Consider the following 17083-nt stretch of genomic DNA (forward strand, 5'->3'; position numbering starts at 1 on the left):
ATTATTTGCAAAAATCTTTTAAATAATTTCTAACTTCAAAAGTTGTTAAATCTCCAGCTTTTCTGAAGCTGGTACATGCCTGTTCATTTTTTCCAACAGCAAGATATGATATTCCTAGTTTAATATATCCGTCACGAAATCTTGAGATGAAGCGGTTGTCTTTAATTTGTAATTTATCCAGCTTGCTGAGGTTTTCAATCGCTTTATCAAATTGGTTGTTATTATAGTATTCAAAACCATTTCCAATAATGTGGTATAAATCTTTCTCTGATTTGTCACTCAAATCTTGAAAAAATTTTAAAAAATGTTTTTCTTCGGTTACTAACATGTTTACTCCATATGGATTTTTAAAATATTTTTCTGCCTGCATTAATGCTTGTACAAATTGTGTATCATATTGAGGAGTACGCTTGTCAAGTATTTTAATATTAGTAATCTTATTATCTTTTGTTAAAATATATTCAATTTTAAAATATAAGTCATCCATATCTTTTGAGTTTTCTTGCTTCATTAAGGGAATTATGAAGTCGTCAAAAGTTTTTTCATGGTTAAATATCGGACGAATTACCTGGTTGGCAACCAATAAGCTATCATTCTTTCTTACTTCAATTTTGGGTTTAAATTCCGGATACTTTTTTATAAAATCTTCTTCTTTTAATAATAATGATATTTCATTTCCTTCTTGTAAAACCAGATAATTATCTTCAAACCAATATTTGAACATACGATTTTCAAGATTTATCTTATCATTATAAAATTTTGCTTTGAACTTTTGATTATAAATAACCAATTCATCTTGATTAATTCTGTAAAAAAGCTTGAAGGAATATTTGGAATTATTTATTTCTAAATTTTTTCCGTCAGGTTGTACAATTTTATCTAAAATCCATTCACCTTTTAATTTCTGTGATTGAGAGAAAGTTTTAATACAGATTATCAGATAAAGTATAAATAATATTTTTTTCATCCTATTTAAAAATTAAAATATCCAAAATCATAAGACTTTGGATATTCAATATAGTAATTTTAATGTTCTATTTCTGAGGAATATTCGCTAAAATATCTTTTAGGAAGCTCCAGAATTTTTGTGCTGAAGGAATGTTCGCTTTTTCATCAGGAGAGTGGGCTCCTCTGATGGTTGGCCCAAAACTTACCATTTCCATTTCTGGATAGTTGGCACCGATGATACCACACTCAAGACCTGCGTGGCAAGCTACTACATGAGGTTTTTCACTGAACTTCTCTGTATAAAGCTTCTCCATCAGCTGTACGATTTCTGAACCTGGTTTTGGCTTCCATCCAGGGTATGAACCACTGAATTCAACATTCATTCCAGCCAATTCTGCTACAGATTTCAATTGTTCTGCCACTGAATATTTTGAAGAATCTACAGAAGATCTCGTAAGATTTAAAATTTTAAGTTCTCCGCCTTTCAGTTCCACTCTTGCTACATTGTTGGAAGCTTCTACAAGATCAGCCACGTCCGGGCTCATTCTGTATACTCCGTTGTGAAGGGCTTTTAAAGTAAGTATTACCTTTTTAGAATCTCCTTCTGAAATTGCTTTGTCAGAAGACGTGGAATTCTCAATATTGATCTGAATTCCCGGCTCTACAGTCGCAAATTCTTCTAAGATATCTTTCTTAAGAATAGTTATATTTTCTATAAATTCCTGAGCATTTCTCACAGAAATAATGGCTACACCTTCTCTTGGAATCGCATTTCTCAGACCTCCGCTGTCGATAGAAACCAATTCAATATTCTGGTTTTCCAGTCCGCTGTAAAGGAGCCTTCCCAAAATGATATTTGCATTTCCGAAACCTTTATGAATATCCATTCCGGAGTGTCCTCCCTGAAGACCTTTTACTTCAATTCTTACAATTTGTCCTTTTGGAGCTTCTGCAGCATAGTTTTGAGTGATTGTTACGTCAACACCTCCTGCACAGCCAATATCAATCTCATCATCCTCTTCAGTATCAAGGTTCAATAGAATTTGTCCTGTAAGCTGGCCTGGTTTTAATCCTAAAGCACCTGTCATTCCTGTCTCTTCATCAATAGTGAAAAGAGCTTCCAATGCAGGGTGTGGAATATCTGAGCTTTCAAGGATAGACATAATAGTTGCTACTCCCAAACCATTGTCTGCTCCCAGAGTAGTACCTTTTGCCTTTACCCAATCACCGTCAATTTCCATTTTGATTCCCTCAGTTTCAAAATCAAAGTTAACATCGTTGTTTTTCTGGCAAACCATGTCAAGGTGCGATTGAAGCACGATAGACTTACGGTTCTCCATTCCTGCAGTCGCAGGTTTTTTAATGATAACATTTCCTACTTCATCTACAGTAGTTTCAAGTCCTAAATCTTCACCAAACCCTTTGATGAAAGCAATTACTTTTTCCTCTTTTTTTGAAGGCCTTGGAACAGCATTTAATTTGGAGAAATTTTTCCAGATGATCTGCGGTTCTATATTAGATAATTCCATTGAATTTTATTTTTCTCAAATTTACGAAATAAAAAATGCTTCCGTGGGATACAGAAGCATTTTTTATCATTAGCTAAAGGGGAAAATGGGAAGAGGTAAAATCACAAATGTGCTTATTTACCTTCTTCTGTTCCGTCTTTTAGGTTGTTTTACTATTTTATCTTTATTAACATCCGCATTCTCCATAGATTGGAGTTGTGAAGATAGTACCATCCGGTTTTTCAATAGTTAAAGTACCTTCAAACAGTAAAGCTTCTTCGTTTTTTATTTTTTTACCTTTTACAGAAATTTTGTAATTATCATTTTCTATTTCCTTGGTAAGCAATTCATCTGCCTCCATATCACTTGAAGAAATGAGATTTAGAGCCAGTCTTTTGCCATCCAGCATCATGTAAGCTGTTTTTCCGGCATCATCTGCGTAGATGTATTTTTCATTTTCAAAATCAGCTTTGCTTACAGCAAAATAGCAGGAGCATTCTTTGATTTCTTTAGGGAACGGAATTGTTCCTACCAGAATATTTCCGGAAGAAGGATCTGTTGAAGCAGAATCTTTAGTGATGTGTAAAGAATCGGCAGAAGCAGAACCTGAAACCGTTTCTTTTTCCTTTTTGCAGGCTACCAATAAAAATGCGGAAAATAAAATGATTAAATATTTCATGTGTTTGTGGTTTTATTATTTTTCTTACCCTCTTGCTCTTTCAAGAAGTGTCATCATTAATAAGGATAAAATTACTAAACTTTCTTCCTCATCATCAATATCAATCAGCCTGTCCAGCTGAAATCTTCTTCCGAAGAATGAAGGCATTTTTTTCAGTTTAAAATAAGCTTTCCCGTCAATACCTGTTACTGTATAAGATGGATTAAGGAAATACCCAGTGAACATTCCAATGATAGGTAATTCCCCTACAAAGCTGTCCCAGAATCTAACCCATGCACTGTCTTCCTGAACTTTAAACTTAGGCTGATCATGAGCATCCAGAATATCATAGCTTGCTTTCCAGATAGAACGCATTCCTTTTCTGGCTAATCTCCCAAAGTTTTTATTGTCAATAAGATCATTCAAAGAATATGAAGCGTTGAAATCTATCCATTTATTTGCTCTGATTCTGAAAAGTTCCTTAGACTTGCTCTCATCATTGAAAACGATAACATCTTCTTTCAACTTGAACATTTTCTGACGAACATACGCTACATAATTTCCGTTTCTGTCAGTAATATTGAAGTCACTTGCTAAAGTAGTGATTTTGAATTTGAAATCCAGAGGATAATTGAGATTGTTAAGTACCATGTTAGTTAATTTTTTTCATATTTAATTTAAGCCGCAAATATAGAGGTTTTTTTAGAGTTCTCAGGTATGGGAGAAATTTAAAATCTCATAACGGGACATTATGGTACTGGATTTATAGCTGATGGTCAATAGTCAATTTTTGCTAAGCAAAGTCAATAGTCAATGATCACTCAATAAAAATTCACAAGCGAAGCAAATTGATGATTCACCATTCACTATCAATTATCAACTTTAATCCTTATTTTTGTACCTATGGATTACCCAAGTAAAGTATTGGCAAAAGCGGTAGATGAGATTTCGGGATTGCCCGGGATTGGAAGAAAAACGGCTTTGAGGTTAGCACTACATTTGTTGAAACAGCCTAATTCCAGAGCTGTAAGTCTTGGAAATTCCCTGATTAACCTTGTCAATGAAATAAAATACTGTAAAGAATGTCATAATTTTTCAGATTTTGACATCTGTGAAATATGCAGTAACGAAAAGAGAAATGGTGAACTGATCTGCATCGTTGAAGATGTACGGGATGTGATTGCTATTGAGAATACCGGAAAATACACGGGCAAGTATCTGATCCTTGGCGGGAAAATTTCTCCAATGGAAGGAGTAGGCCCTGGGCAGTTAAATATTTCAAGTATTGAAAAGAAGTTGAATGAGGGAAAGGTGAAGGAATTTATTTTTGCCTTGAGTGCTACCATGGAAGGAGATACAACAGCATATTACATTTACAAGAAATTTAAAAGTTTCAATGTGAATTTTTCAAGTATTGCAAGAGGAATTTCAGTAGGAGATGAATTGGAATATGCTGATGAAATTTCTCTAGGAAGATCCATTATCAATAGGCTGCCATACAACGAAAAGGATTAATATGGAGCTGTCTGTTATTATTGTTAATTATAATGTTGGCCAATTGCTCAAAAGCTGCCTCCTGTCACTTCAGAAATATATACAGGAGATAGACTATGAAGTGATTGTTATTGATAATGCTTCTACAGACAATTCCTGGAGAGATCTTATTCCTGAGTTTCCCAACGTACACTTTATTGCTTCTGAAACAAACGGTGGTTTTTCAAAAGCCAATAATCAGGCGATCCAAACAGCGAAAGGAGAGTATATTTTACTTTTGAATCCTGATACTGAATTGGAAGGGTTTTATATGAAGGAACTCCTGGATTTTGCAGACGCTCAGCCTTCATTCGGATGTCTGGGAGTGAGGATGCATGATTCAGAAGGGAATTTTCTTCCTGAAAGTAAGCGTTCTGTTCCGGATATGTTTAACTCTTTTGAAAAACTGTTTACGAATTTCAAAAAGAATAATTCTAAGTCTTATTACAGAAATGATATTGAAGAAAATGCGGTTGCTGAAGTAGAAGTAATGACAGGCGCTTTTTTACTGGCTAAAAAAGATGTTTATGAAAAAATAGGAGGGCTGGATGAAGCTTACTTTATGTATGGAGAAGATATTGATCTTTGCTATACATTCTTAAGAAACGGCTACAAAAACTTCTATTATGGTAAAGTTTCAATTCTTCATCACAAAGGAGAAAGCACCATTAAGAATGAAGTATATCTCAACAGGTTTTATGGAGCTATGCAGATCTTTATTGATAAATATTATAAAGAATCAAAGCCTGTACAATATTCATTTTTAAAGGCAGGACTGAAGTTGCGCCATAAGATTGAAAAGATCAAGCTAAAATAAAAAAGCAACTCAATTTGAGTTGCTCTTGTTTTATATAAGATGATATTCTTCTTATTTTGCCGGTGCTGCAGGAGCTTTTACCGGAGTTGTTGTAGAAGAAGCAGGAGCTGTCTGTTTTGCAGGAGCTTCTTTCTTCACTGGTTGTTTCTGTGTAGGAGCTACCTGAGAAGGCTTTCCTGTAATAACAACGCTTAAAAGGATAAGAACGATGATAGTTCCGCCTAGAGTCCATGTTGCTTTTTCCATGAAATCATTGGTTCTCTGTACTCCGAACTGTGCAGATGATGCACCTCCGAATGTACTGGAAAGGCCTCCTCCTTTTGGGTTTTGTGCCATAACGATAATTACCAATAAAACGCTGGCAACCATAACAAGAACCATCAATAGTGTAAATATAGTATCCATTAATTCTTATATCTTTTTGAATGGGCAAATTTAATCTTTTTTTACTGAATGACAAAGAAAGATGTCGCCAAATGTTGATAAAAATAGAAAAACGGCAACAATTGTTGCCGTTTTTCTATAAAAATAAGAGGTTCCTATTTGAAATCTGAATCTTTAGCCTGATTGATCAGGTAAGATTTTACAGCCAGGTTGATATCCATTCCACCCATATTCTGGATGATGGTAAACGGAAGTTTCACTCCTGAAACATCTTTGTAGTCTGCATAGCTTGTAGGAATAGATCCACCTTCTCCAGCTTTCACTTCACCTGTCTTAAGGCCAGTTTTTACACTGTAATAGTAAGTGTCTTTAGTTCCTTTTACTACGTAAGAGTCTTCGTTATTATACTTTTCGATTCCTGCCAGTTTGTATTCTGCACTTTTAGCAAAAGTAAGTTCAGGGAAAAGTTCCGGATTTGACATTTCAGCTTTCTGTTTTTCATTGAGAGGCATTTTTTGTCCCTGAGCTTCCATGTATCCGTCTTTCCCATCAAAAATGATTTTTTGTACGGTATTTCCCATCATTTTCATATCCATTGCCATTTTTCCTCCTTTAGCCTGGATCAGTTTCATCGTCATATCCATACCCTGGATTTTTGTAGTAGCATCTGTCGTGATAGAAGTTACTTTCTGAACAGCAGCAAGACCTCCGATCGCGTTGATGTATTTATCAGCAACAGAGCCAATGGTAACACTTGCATCTACTTTCTGTGTAGCAGGTTTAGTGACCGGATTTGCTTCCTTATCGAAATATTTTACAGGGTAGCCTAGTTTTTCCAATCCTTCAGAAATATCAGATGCTTTACCTGCAATGAAAATTCTGCTTTGGTTAGGTAAAATAGTAGCTTTTACAGCATTTGCAACATCTGCAGCGGTTACTTTATCGATAGACTTTAAGTAATTGGTGTAGAAATCAGCAGGAAGGTCCTGAACTTTTTGATTTAAAGCAAATCTTGCAATAGTAGCCGGCTGTTCCAAAGACATGATGAAAGATCCTTTCAGCTTAGCTTTAGCATTGGCCAGTTCTTCCGGCTTCACAGTAGAAATAGCGTTAAGTTCATTCATGAATTCTTTAACGGCTTTGTCTGTAACTTCGTTTCTTACGCTCGCACTTGCAGAGAATTGTGGAGAATACTTGCTGGCAACCATACTAGAATACGCACCGTAAGTAAATCCGTTTTTCTCACGAAGGTTCATGAAAAGTCTTGCTTCACCACCACCACCAAGAATGTAGTTAGCGATTGTTGCAGGGAAATAGTTGGCATCCTTCATCTTCAGGTTGTTCAGGTTGTTTAATGAAACAACAGACTGTACTGCAGAAGGAACATCCACTACATTGATTTCTGTTTTAGCAACATTAGAAGCCGGTTCTAACTGTGCAACAGGAGTGTTCGCTTTTTTCCAGCCACTGAAAGCTTTCTCGATCAAAGGTTTTACCTGATCAAATTTTACGTCTCCTACAATAACTAAATAAGCATTGTCCGGAGCGTAGTATTTTTTGTAAATATTCTGAACGTCAGCAAGCTGGATTTTGTTGATAGACTCAATGGTTTCAAACTCACCTCTTGAAGTATTTTTTCCATACATCAAAGCGTTGGAAACTCTTTCCGCAATAGAAGATGCATTTTTTTCCTCAGACTTTAATCCTTCGATAGCTCTTTCTTTAGAACTTTGAATTTCTTCAGCAGAGAATTTAGGATTGATAATTGCATCCGCCATTAAGCCTAAAACTTCAGGGAAATATTTTGAAAGTGAATTGGCAGAAGCACCTCCTGAAGAGAAATTAAGATTCGCTCCAAGATAATCCACTTTTTTGTTGAAATCATCTTTGCTGATATTGGTTGTTCCGTTTTCGAACTGTTCAGCCATAATTTCGCTTACTCCGGTTACAGCTCCTTCGTTGTACGGAGGTCTGTCCATAGAAAGGCTTGCGCTTACTCTTGGAAGTTTGTTGTTCTCAACCACCATTACCGTAAGACCGTTGCTTAGCTGGAAAGTTTTTGGCTTAGCAATGTTAATGGCAGGAGTAGGTCCCGGCTTCGGCATTGCATTAAGATCTATTTTTTGTGCTGAAACCATTCCCGTAAAGAAAAATGCTGCAGCTATATATGTTAATTGCTTTTTCATTTGTAAAAATTTAATTTTTAATAATCATACTGTAACCTAAAAAGTTGAATGATTACTTTTTCTCAGGTACGTAGTTAATGATTATTCTTTGGTTAGAATTAAGATACTTTTTAGCAGCATTCTGAAGATCCTGTCTTGTGATAGATCTGTAAATGTCGATTTCTTTGTTGATCAAATTCGTGTCCCCCATCAATACGTGGTTGGTTGCCAATGAAGCAGCAATTCCCTGAATACTTGAGTTGGCGTTTACAAACTGGTTTTCATACTGGTTTTGAAGTTTTTGATAATCGTCTTCAGAGATTAACGTAGTCTGAAGCTTTTTGATCTCGGCATCAATGTCAGTCTGCAAAGCCTGTTTTGTAGTCTGTCCCATTGGGATCGCGAAGAATGCAAAAATACTGTAATCTTCAAGCCCTTGGTTGAAAGCAGCTACCTGAAGCGCTTTTTTATCCTGATCTACTAATTTTTTATATAAAACTGAAGATTTACCACTGCTTAAATAAGAAGAAAGCATATCTAAAACATAAGCATCTTTCTCTTTGTTAGCCGGAGTTCTGTACGCGAAAACATAAGCCGGAAGCTGAATGTTCGGATCTGTTGCAGTAACTTCCTTTTCCTGAGTGATAGGAGTATCTTTCGGGAAGTCTTTTGGATATAATGTTCCTTTTGGAATTCCTCCGTAGTAGGTTTCGATCCATTTTTTAGTCTGCTCAGGTTTGATGTCTCCTGCAACAACCAAAGTAGCGTTATTCGGAACGTAATATTTTTTGTAGAACGCCTGGAATTCTTCTAATTTAGCAGAGTTCAGATCTTCCATAGAACCAATTGTAGGCCAGTTGTATGGGTGATTGGTAAATAAATTTTTCTGAATCGTTGTGAAAAGATTTCCATAAGGCTGGTTATCCATTCTTAATCTTTTTTCTTCTTTTACAACCTCTCTCTGGGTATCTACACCAATCTGGTTGATGACAGCATGACGCATTCTTTCAGCCTCCATCCAAAGTCCAAGCTGTTCGTTGTTGGAAGGAAATGTTTCATAGTAATAAGTTCTGTCATTGGTAGTGTTGGCGTTGTTCTGTCCTCCGTTTGAAGAAACAATCTTGAACCAGTCTCCTCTCTTGATGTTAGGAGTTCCTTCGAATAAAAGGTGCTCAAAGAAGTGAGCAAAACCTGTTCTGCCTTTTACTTCATCTTTTGCACCTACGTGGTACATTACACCTGTCGTTACAACCGGCGCCGAATTATCCTGATGAAGAATTACGTGAAGACCATTGGGAAGGTCATACTCTTCGAATTTGATTTGCTGTGCATTCAGCATTAGCCCGAAGAAAGCTACGGCAGCAGCAGAAAGAAGTCGCTTTTTCATAAAATTTAGAAATTGTTTATCAATTAGTACGAAAAGTGAATTAAATGTTACAAAGTTTACAGAAATATATGATTGCAAAGGGGAAATTTTTAGAGATTTTGGTTACGTGTTACGGGGTGGTAAATATAAAATCATGTCTATGGATAAATTTAAATCAATCTATTCAGACTTAAATTTGTGAAGCAAAATTGGCTATTGCTCATACTATTAATTCAATCTCAGTACTTCAAATTTCGAACTTCTCTATGAAAGTTTGAATTCTCCTCTGAATACATTAATTTTGTGTTCCCAAAATTTTTTGCTGTATGGACTATTTGAAAGGACTTAATGAATCACAATATGAAGCCGTTACCTCTTTACAAGGGCCTTTGATGGTACTTGCCGGAGCAGGTTCCGGGAAAACGCGTGTACTTACCATGCGTATTGCTCATTTAATACATAATGGAATAGACCCTTTCAATATCCTGGCGCTTACCTTTACCAATAAGGCGGCTCGTGAAATGAAAGACCGTATTGCAAAAGTAGTAGGAGACAGCAATGCAAGAAGCCTTTGGATGGGGACTTTCCACTCTGTTTTTGCAAGAATTTTAAGAATTGAGTCTCATTATCTTGGGTATCCTTCCAATTTTACCATTTATGATCAGCAGGATGCCCTGAATGTGATCAAAAAAGTATTGAAGGATATGAATATCGATGCAGATCTTTATAAACCTAAAAAAGTTCAGGCAAGAATTTCAACTTATAAAAATAATCTGATTACGGTAAAAGCTTACTTCAACAATCCGGAACTGATGGAAGCGGATGAAAAGGCAAATATGAAATTCATCGGGCAGATTTATCAGAAATATGTGGATCAGTGTTTCAGAAACGGATCTATGGATTTTGATGACCTATTGTTGAAAACCAATGAGCTGCTGACCCGTTTTCCTGAAGTGCTTGCAAAATATCAGGACAGGTTCAGATATATCATGGTAGATGAGTACCAGGATACCAACCATTCTCAGTATCTTATTGTAAAAGCATTAGCTTCAAAATTTGAGAATATCTGCGTGGTAGGGGATGATGCGCAATCTATCTATTCTTTCCGTGGAGCAAATATTTACAATATTTTAAACTTTAAAAAAGATTACACGGATGCTAAAACGGTATCATTGGAGCAGAATTACCGTTCTACACAGAATATTGTAAATGCAGCTAATGTAGTTATTGCAAAAAACTTACAGCAGTTTAAGAAAAATGTTTTCAGTGACAATGAAGAAGGAGATAAGATCAAAATTTACCGGTCTCTTTCTGATGCTGATGAAGCCAATTTCGTAGCAGGAAATATCTGGGAACTTCGTAACCGTGACCAGAGAAAATACAGTGATTTTGCAATTTTATACAGAACAAACTCTCAGACACGTGCTTTTGAAGATGCGCTGAGACGTAAAAATATTCCGTACAAAGTATATGGAGGACTTTCTTTCTATCAAAGAAAAGAAGTAAAAGACCTTATTGGCTATCTGCGTCTTCTGATTAATGAAAACGATTCTGAAGCATTGATGAGGATCATCAACTATCCTGCAAGAGGAATAGGAGAAACAACACAGAATAAGCTGATCGTTTTTGCAGATGCTCACAATGTTGCGGTTTCAAAAGTATTGGAAAATCTTCCAATGTATGCACCACAATTAGGGCTGAATAACGGAGTTTTGAACAAACTGAACGACTTCTGGTCCATGATCAAGGCTTTTCAGGTATTATTGAAAACAGAAACAGCTTACAGCGTGGCTATGGAAGTGGCTAAGCGAAGCGGTTTAATCAAATTCTTAAAAGATGATCAGACTCCTGAAGGAATTTCCAGAGTAGAAAACGTACAGGAATTGATGAACTCCATGCAAGGGTTTATTGAAGAACAGATGCAGCTTGAAGATGGAGATCCGAGTCTTTCCAACTTTCTTGAAAATATTGCACTTTCAGCAGATACTCAGGATAAAAATCTGGAAGATGATATGGTTTCTTTGATGACCATTCACCTTTCAAAAGGACTTGAATTCCCGGTAGTTCACTTAGTAGGACTTGAGGAAAACCTATTCCCAAGTTTTATGAGTTCCGCAACCAGAGAAGATCTTGAGGAAGAGAGAAGACTATTTTATGTGGCATTGACAAGAGCTGAAAAACAGGTCTTTTTCTCATATGCTGTTTCCCGTTTTCAATGGGGGAAAATTACGGATGCGGAACCTTCAAGATTCTTAAGTGAAATTGATGATGAATATATTGAATTCCTTAATCCTGCTTTGGAAAAAAGATTTATCAATAACTCAGGGGTGAAGTCCAATATTTTTGATGAACATCCTTCCGAAATGAAATCTTTCAAAAAGGTTGAGAAAAAAACAATTGACAGAGGAGATACTTCAAAACCGGCGCCTGAAGTAAGAAAACTGAAACCTGTAAGTACAGCTAAAATTATCAATCCAAGCGGAGCTTCTTCCCAGGATATTGAAGTAGGAGATAAAGTGAGACATGACCGTTTCGGAATTGGAGAAGTTAGTTTCCTGGATGGAACAGATCCTCAGAATATCAAAGCAAAAGTTATTTTCATCCATGAAGGAGAGAAAAACCTGATTCTGAAATATGCTAAACTGACTAAGATTTAATTTCAAATATTTAAAGATATAAAAAAACGGATTCAATTTTTGAATCCGTTTTTTTATTGAGATTTCTTTAATTTATCTTAACTTTAAATGAGGGATAGAAAGAAACAATAATCTTTTTTTATAAAAACAAAGTCTATTGATTTTGTGGACTAATAAATATATTTTACATTTGCACCCTGTAAAAACATAAATGTTCAATCAAATTAAACTATATGAGAAATAAAAAAACTATTCTTTCGGCCTCTGTTTTATTTTTTCTTGGCGTATATACTTACGGACAGGAAAAAGACAGCATAAAAACAAATAAGGATACCATAAAAACCAATAATGTAGAAGAAGTAGTTGTATTAGGTTCAAGAGCCGGAGCCAGATCTAAAGTAGACAGTCCGGTTCCCGTAGATGTATTCAATGTAAAAGAATCTTCAATTATTCTTCCTCAGACCAATATTGGACAAATTCTGAATGCTGTAGCACCTTCATTTACTTCTACAATTCAAACCAATTCAGATGGTACAGACCACTTGGATCCTGCCCAGTTGAGAGGTTTGGGACCTGATCAGGTTTTGGTTTTGGTTAATGGAAAGAGAAGACATACTTCAGCATTAGTAAATGTAAACGGAACACCGGGAAGAGGTACTGTAGGAACCGATTTGAATGCTATTCCCTCTTTTGCTTTGAACAGAATAGAAGTATTAAGAGACGGAGCTGCGGCACAATATGGATCTGATGCCATTGCCGGAGTGATCAACCTTGATCTGAAAAGAGATACGGGAAAACTGGCAGGGCAGATCAGCTACGGAGGAAACCTGACCCCAACAGCTAATGATCATACCGGAGATTTTGACGGTCAGAATATTCAGCTGGATCTGAACTACGGTAATAAAATCGGAGCCAAAGGAGGTTTCTTTAATATTACCTGGTCTTCACAGTTCAGAAACCCAACTTACAGAGCAGGAACAGAAAGTGGTCCTATTTACAACGCTTATAATGCCATTGAACAACGTGCATTAAATGACGGAGTGAACCTTTCTTCTCTTTTTACAAATATAAACAATACTCCAAATTCACAGCAGCTTGTGAATTATATACATCAGTATGCACAGGGAGTAAACTATTTTTCTCCTGATTTGCAAAATTCCATCCAGGGAGCTAACACCATTTCTGCTTTACAGAATGTTTTGAAATCTGCGAATTTTACCAGAGATCAGCTTAATTATATCACAGATCAGGAACTGGCTTACAGAGGGCAGACGAGAAAGGATTTTAATATGCAGGTAGGACAGTCTAAGCTTAACAATCACCAACTTTTTGTGAATGCCGAGATCCCTGTAAGTGACAACTGGAAAGTGTATACGTTTGGTGGATACAGCATAAGACACGGAACTTCAGGAGGATTTTACAGAAGACCAAGTGAAAGCAGAACGTTTACAGGTTTATACCCTAATGGTTATCTTCCGCAGATTGGGACAGATATTCAGGATATCTCACTGGCTGCAGGAATCAAAGGAAAATGGGACGGCTGGAATATTGATTTCAGTAATACATACGGACAAAACTCATTTACCTATAACATCCAAAATACAGGAAATACTTCTTTACGCTTTGCTTCACCAAGGGAGTTTAATGCAGGCGGCCTAAGATTTTCCCAAAATACAATCAATTTAGATTTCTCTAAAAAATATGATGTATGGGAAGGAATCAACGTGGCATTTGGAGCTGAGCACCGTTACGAGAATTTTAAAATTACCCAGGGTGAAGAAGCTTCCTATGCAACGTATGATGCTTCCGGGAATGTATGGAACGGAAACTCTGTGAGACCTACGGATTTCTTTGGAGCAGCGCTTCCGGGAGGATCACAGGTATTCAACGGATTCAAGCCTGGAAATGCTGTTGATAAAAACAGACAGTCGGTGGCAGCTTATGCAGATGTTGAATTCAACTTTACAAACTGGTTACTGGTAGATGCTGCGGCCAGATATGAAAACTATTCTGATTTTGGATCGACATTCAATTATAAATTAGCTTCAAGAATCAAGGTTGCCCCTAATTTCAATGTGAGATTTGCAGGTTCTACAGGATTCAGAGCGCCATCTATTCACCAGATTTATTATAATGTAACGTCTACATTGTTTACTAATAATCAGCTTTTGGAAGTGGGAACTTTCAGTAATGATTCTCAGCTGGCAGGATTACTGGATATGCCAAAACTGAAGCAGGAAACTTCTAAATCAGCAAGTGTAGGATTTACTTACAGAATTCCTTCAGTTGGGCTTAGCTTTACAGCAGACGGATATTTCACAAGAATTGACAACCGTATTATTCTTACCGACCAGTTTTTAAGAGCAAGCGTTCCTCAGAAAGCACAGGAAGCTTATGATCAGTTGGGAATCAACGCTGCGCAGTTCTTTACGAATGCTATTGATACAGAAACAAAAGGTTTGGATATAGTGATTTCACATAATGCAAGATTTTCAGGATTTAAGCTAGATAACAACTTTGCCATTAACCTTAATAAAACCAAGCAGGTAGGAGATATCCATTCTGCAGGGCTTTTACAATCGCCACAGCTTGAAAAAGTATACTTCTCTGAAAAATCAAGAGTATATCTGGAAGAAGCTGTACCTAGAGTAAAAGCGAGTCTTTCTCACACACTTTCATGGAAGAGTGCCACTTTCTATTTGAGAAATACTTATTTTGGAAAAGTAACAGGAGCTGATATTATTGATGTAAACGGAGACGGAATTATTGATTTTAATGAACACCAGCAGATTGGAGATAAGATCATTACTGATTTGTCTGCTGCTTATCAGTTTACTAAAAATGTAGGATTAACTTTAGGTGTGAATAATTTGTTTGATATCTATCCAACGAAAAACCTTACTGCTTCTACCAATAACGACCAATTCATCTATTCACGTTCCACTTCGCAATTTGGACAAAATGGTAGATATGTCTTCGCAAGACTTAATTTCAATTTTTAAATAAAAATTACCGATAATGCTTATAAAAAACAGTTCAGAATTTCTGAACTGTTTTTCTTTATTTAATATGAATTTTATCTTTCTACAAGCTCTTTCACAGGTTCACCATAATGATCAATCTCCGTTGTGTTGATCCGAAGAAGCTGATACCATTTCCTGAAAGCTCCTATAAATACAATAAGCATCAGAATCATTGCTGTTGCCGCTAACGCAGCCAGTAAGTACTGTCCTTTTGGAATATAGATGGCAGTTACCTGAATATAACCTGCCCAGAAGGTAATTCCTGCCATGAAAACTCCCGGAACAGCTGAGCATAAAGCATATTTTCCCCTGTTCATCCTTATCAGCATTGTTGTACAGACGATAAGTCCGCAGGCAGCCAGCAGCTGATTACTGATTCCGAATAAAGGCCAGATGCTGTTTACATTTCCGGTATATACCAGGTATCCCCAGGCAAAAGTGAAAAGAAGGCTGCTGATAATAATTCCCGGAATCCAGTTTTTATCATTGAATTTTGGAACTACAGAACCCAGCATCTCCTGTAGGAAGAAGCGTCCCACTCTTGTTCCTGCATCAATAGCAGTAAGAATAAATACCGCCTCAAACATAATTGCGAAATTATACCAATAAGCCGTCAGCTGATCCATATATGGGATTTTATTAAAGATATGAGCCATTCCCACAGCCAGAGATACCGCACCTCCTGTTCTGCCATACAGATCAATTCCTATTTTCTGTGAATAATAATCGATGTCTACACCATGCAGGGAAGGATGTGCTGCAAGAAATGAATCATAAGCTTCCTTAGGAGTATTGATTGCAAAATAATCACCAGGCATCAGTGTACATGCCGCAATAAGTGCCATCAATGCTACGAAACCTTCCACAAGCATTGCTCCGTAACCTACGAAAAGTATCTCTCTTTCTTTATTAAGCATTTTCGGTGTTGTTCCCGTAGCAATCACAGCATGGAAACCTGAAATAGCTCCGCAGGCAATCACAATAAAAATAAAAGGAAGCACGGGTCCGCCAATAATAGGTCCTCCGCCATTAACAAAAGCCGTGATAGCAGGCATCTGTATGGTAGGATGGATGACAATTACTCCGATAGCCAGCATAATAATAGTTCCTATCTTTAAATAAGTAGAAAGATAGTCTCTTGGAACCAGAAGCAACCATACCGGTAATACAGAAGCAATAAAACCATACAGAGGAATAGCAATAGAAATTGTTTTAATATCCCAGGAAAATAAATTATTCATGGTAGGATTCTGCATCAGACTGTGACCTCCGATGATTCCGGCAATCAAAAGTATACCGCCTAAAATACTAGCAAACAAAACACTGTTCTTTTTATAACGCATAATCAGTCCCATGATAATGGCAATAGGCATGGTAATGATTACTGTAAAAAGAGACCATGAGGCTTCATGCATCGCATTGATACAGGCCAGTGATAAACCGGCTAGCGTAAGAATCAGAATGAAAAGGATTGCAAAACCAGCCACAGTTCCGGTGGCTTTTCCGATTTCTTTTGAGGCGATAGTCGCGAGACTTTGGCCTTTGTGCCTTACAGAAGCAAAGAGTACAACCATATCATGCACTCCGCCTCCCAATACACAACCAATCAGAATCCATAATGCACCCGGAAGATATCCGAACTGAGCAGCAAGAACAGGTCCTACTAATGGCCCTGCGGCGGCAATTGCGGCAAAATGATGTCCGAAAAGGACATTTTTATTAGTAGCAACATAATCTTTACCATCTGCAAATTCTACAGCCGGGGTCATATTTTGGTCGTTAAGCCTGAGTACTTTATTGGCAATAAAAATACCATAAAAACGATAAGCTATTGCAAAAATAAGAACAGATGCAAATATGAGCGTAAGCGCATTGATATTGTTTAAAGATTCCATATTTCTTACTTTTATTGATGAAAAATTAATTTATTAGCATTTTTGTTGTAAATAATTTAAACAATAGCCAAGGTAATTAATTCTCAATGAAAAAACATCAATATGTATATCAATCTAGCAAATTTACTGTTGATTTTGAATCTATTGTGT

Annotated in this window: 12 protein-coding genes; 4 read left to right on the forward strand and 8 right to left on the reverse strand. The window is 36.6% G+C overall.

What is annotated here, in order from left to right; translation table 11 throughout:
- Window position 1: 1 nt before the first annotated feature.
- The 4 genes from KIK00_RS20065 to KIK00_RS20080 form a co-directional block, all read right to left on the reverse strand.
- A complete protein-coding gene (locus KIK00_RS20065) occupies window positions 2–967 on the reverse strand; it encodes a hypothetical protein (protein ID WP_255814044.1) in 966 nt (321 codons plus the stop codon).
- Window positions 968–1034: 67 nt separating this feature from the next.
- The gene (locus KIK00_RS20070; protein WP_255814045.1) at window positions 1035–2477 is read right to left on the reverse strand and encodes an aminoacyl-histidine dipeptidase; all 1443 of its coding nucleotides are present in this window, start codon (window positions 2475–2477) and stop codon (window positions 1035–1037) included.
- 166 nt (window positions 2478–2643) lie between these two features.
- Complete coding sequence (locus KIK00_RS20075; protein WP_255814046.1) at window positions 2644–3135, reverse strand: hypothetical protein; 492 nt, start codon at window positions 3133–3135, stop codon at window positions 2644–2646.
- Window positions 3136–3159: 24 nt separating this feature from the next.
- Window positions 3160–3765: a hypothetical protein gene (locus KIK00_RS20080; protein ID WP_255814047.1), complete on the reverse strand. Its 606-nt coding sequence runs from the start codon at window positions 3763–3765 to the stop codon at window positions 3160–3162.
- A gap of 252 nt (window positions 3766–4017) precedes the next feature.
- Here KIK00_RS20080 and recR point away from each other — a divergent pair, with 252 nt between their 5' ends.
- A complete protein-coding gene (gene recR, locus KIK00_RS20085; RefSeq protein WP_047373685.1) occupies window positions 4018–4629 on the forward strand; it encodes a recombination mediator RecR in 612 nt (203 codons plus the stop codon).
- Window positions 4625–5464 (forward strand): glycosyltransferase family 2 protein, encoded by an 840-nt coding sequence (locus tag KIK00_RS20090; protein WP_255816687.1) that lies wholly within the window; start codon window positions 4625–4627, stop codon window positions 5462–5464. The genes recR and KIK00_RS20090 overlap by 5 nt, the downstream gene beginning before the upstream one ends.
- 51 nt (window positions 5465–5515) lie before the next feature.
- Here the strand turns inward: KIK00_RS20090 and secG are convergent, their stop codons facing one another.
- The 3 genes from secG to KIK00_RS20105 all read right to left on the reverse strand — a co-directional run bounded on the left by secG (window position 5516) and on the right by KIK00_RS20105 (window position 9400).
- Entirely contained in the window at window positions 5516–5869 is a 354-nt protein-coding gene (gene secG / locus KIK00_RS20095) for a preprotein translocase subunit SecG (RefSeq protein WP_255814048.1), read from the reverse strand.
- A 134-nt stretch (window positions 5870–6003) separates the two neighbouring features.
- Window positions 6004–8034: a pitrilysin family protein gene (locus KIK00_RS20100; protein WP_255814049.1), complete on the reverse strand. Its 2031-nt coding sequence runs from the start codon at window positions 8032–8034 to the stop codon at window positions 6004–6006.
- 52 nt (window positions 8035–8086) lie between these two features.
- Window positions 8087–9400 carry a pitrilysin family protein gene (locus tag KIK00_RS20105; protein WP_255814050.1) on the reverse strand — a complete coding sequence of 438 codons (1314 nt, stop codon included), beginning with the start codon at window positions 9398–9400 and terminating at the stop codon, window positions 8087–8089.
- Between the two features lie 305 nt (window positions 9401–9705).
- On the opposite strand from KIK00_RS20105, the gene KIK00_RS20110 reads away from it, so the two are divergent.
- Together KIK00_RS20110 and KIK00_RS20115 are read left to right on the forward strand one after the other, a co-directional pair.
- Window positions 9706–12036: an ATP-dependent helicase gene (locus KIK00_RS20110; protein ID WP_255814051.1), complete on the forward strand. Its 2331-nt coding sequence runs from the start codon at window positions 9706–9708 to the stop codon at window positions 12034–12036.
- Between the two features lie 212 nt (window positions 12037–12248).
- Window positions 12249–15017 (forward strand): TonB-dependent siderophore receptor, encoded by a 2769-nt coding sequence (locus KIK00_RS20115; RefSeq protein WP_255814052.1) that lies wholly within the window; start codon window positions 12249–12251, stop codon window positions 15015–15017.
- Between the two features lie 74 nt (window positions 15018–15091).
- Here the strand turns inward: KIK00_RS20115 and KIK00_RS20120 are convergent, their stop codons facing one another.
- A complete protein-coding gene (locus KIK00_RS20120) occupies window positions 15092–16933 on the reverse strand; it encodes a carbon starvation protein A (RefSeq protein ID WP_255814053.1) in 1842 nt (613 codons plus the stop codon).
- Window positions 16934–17083: the final 150 nt, after the last annotated feature.

Source organism: Chryseobacterium sp. MA9, assembly GCF_024399315.1.
GTDB lineage: Bacteria > Bacteroidota > Bacteroidia > Flavobacteriales > Weeksellaceae > Chryseobacterium.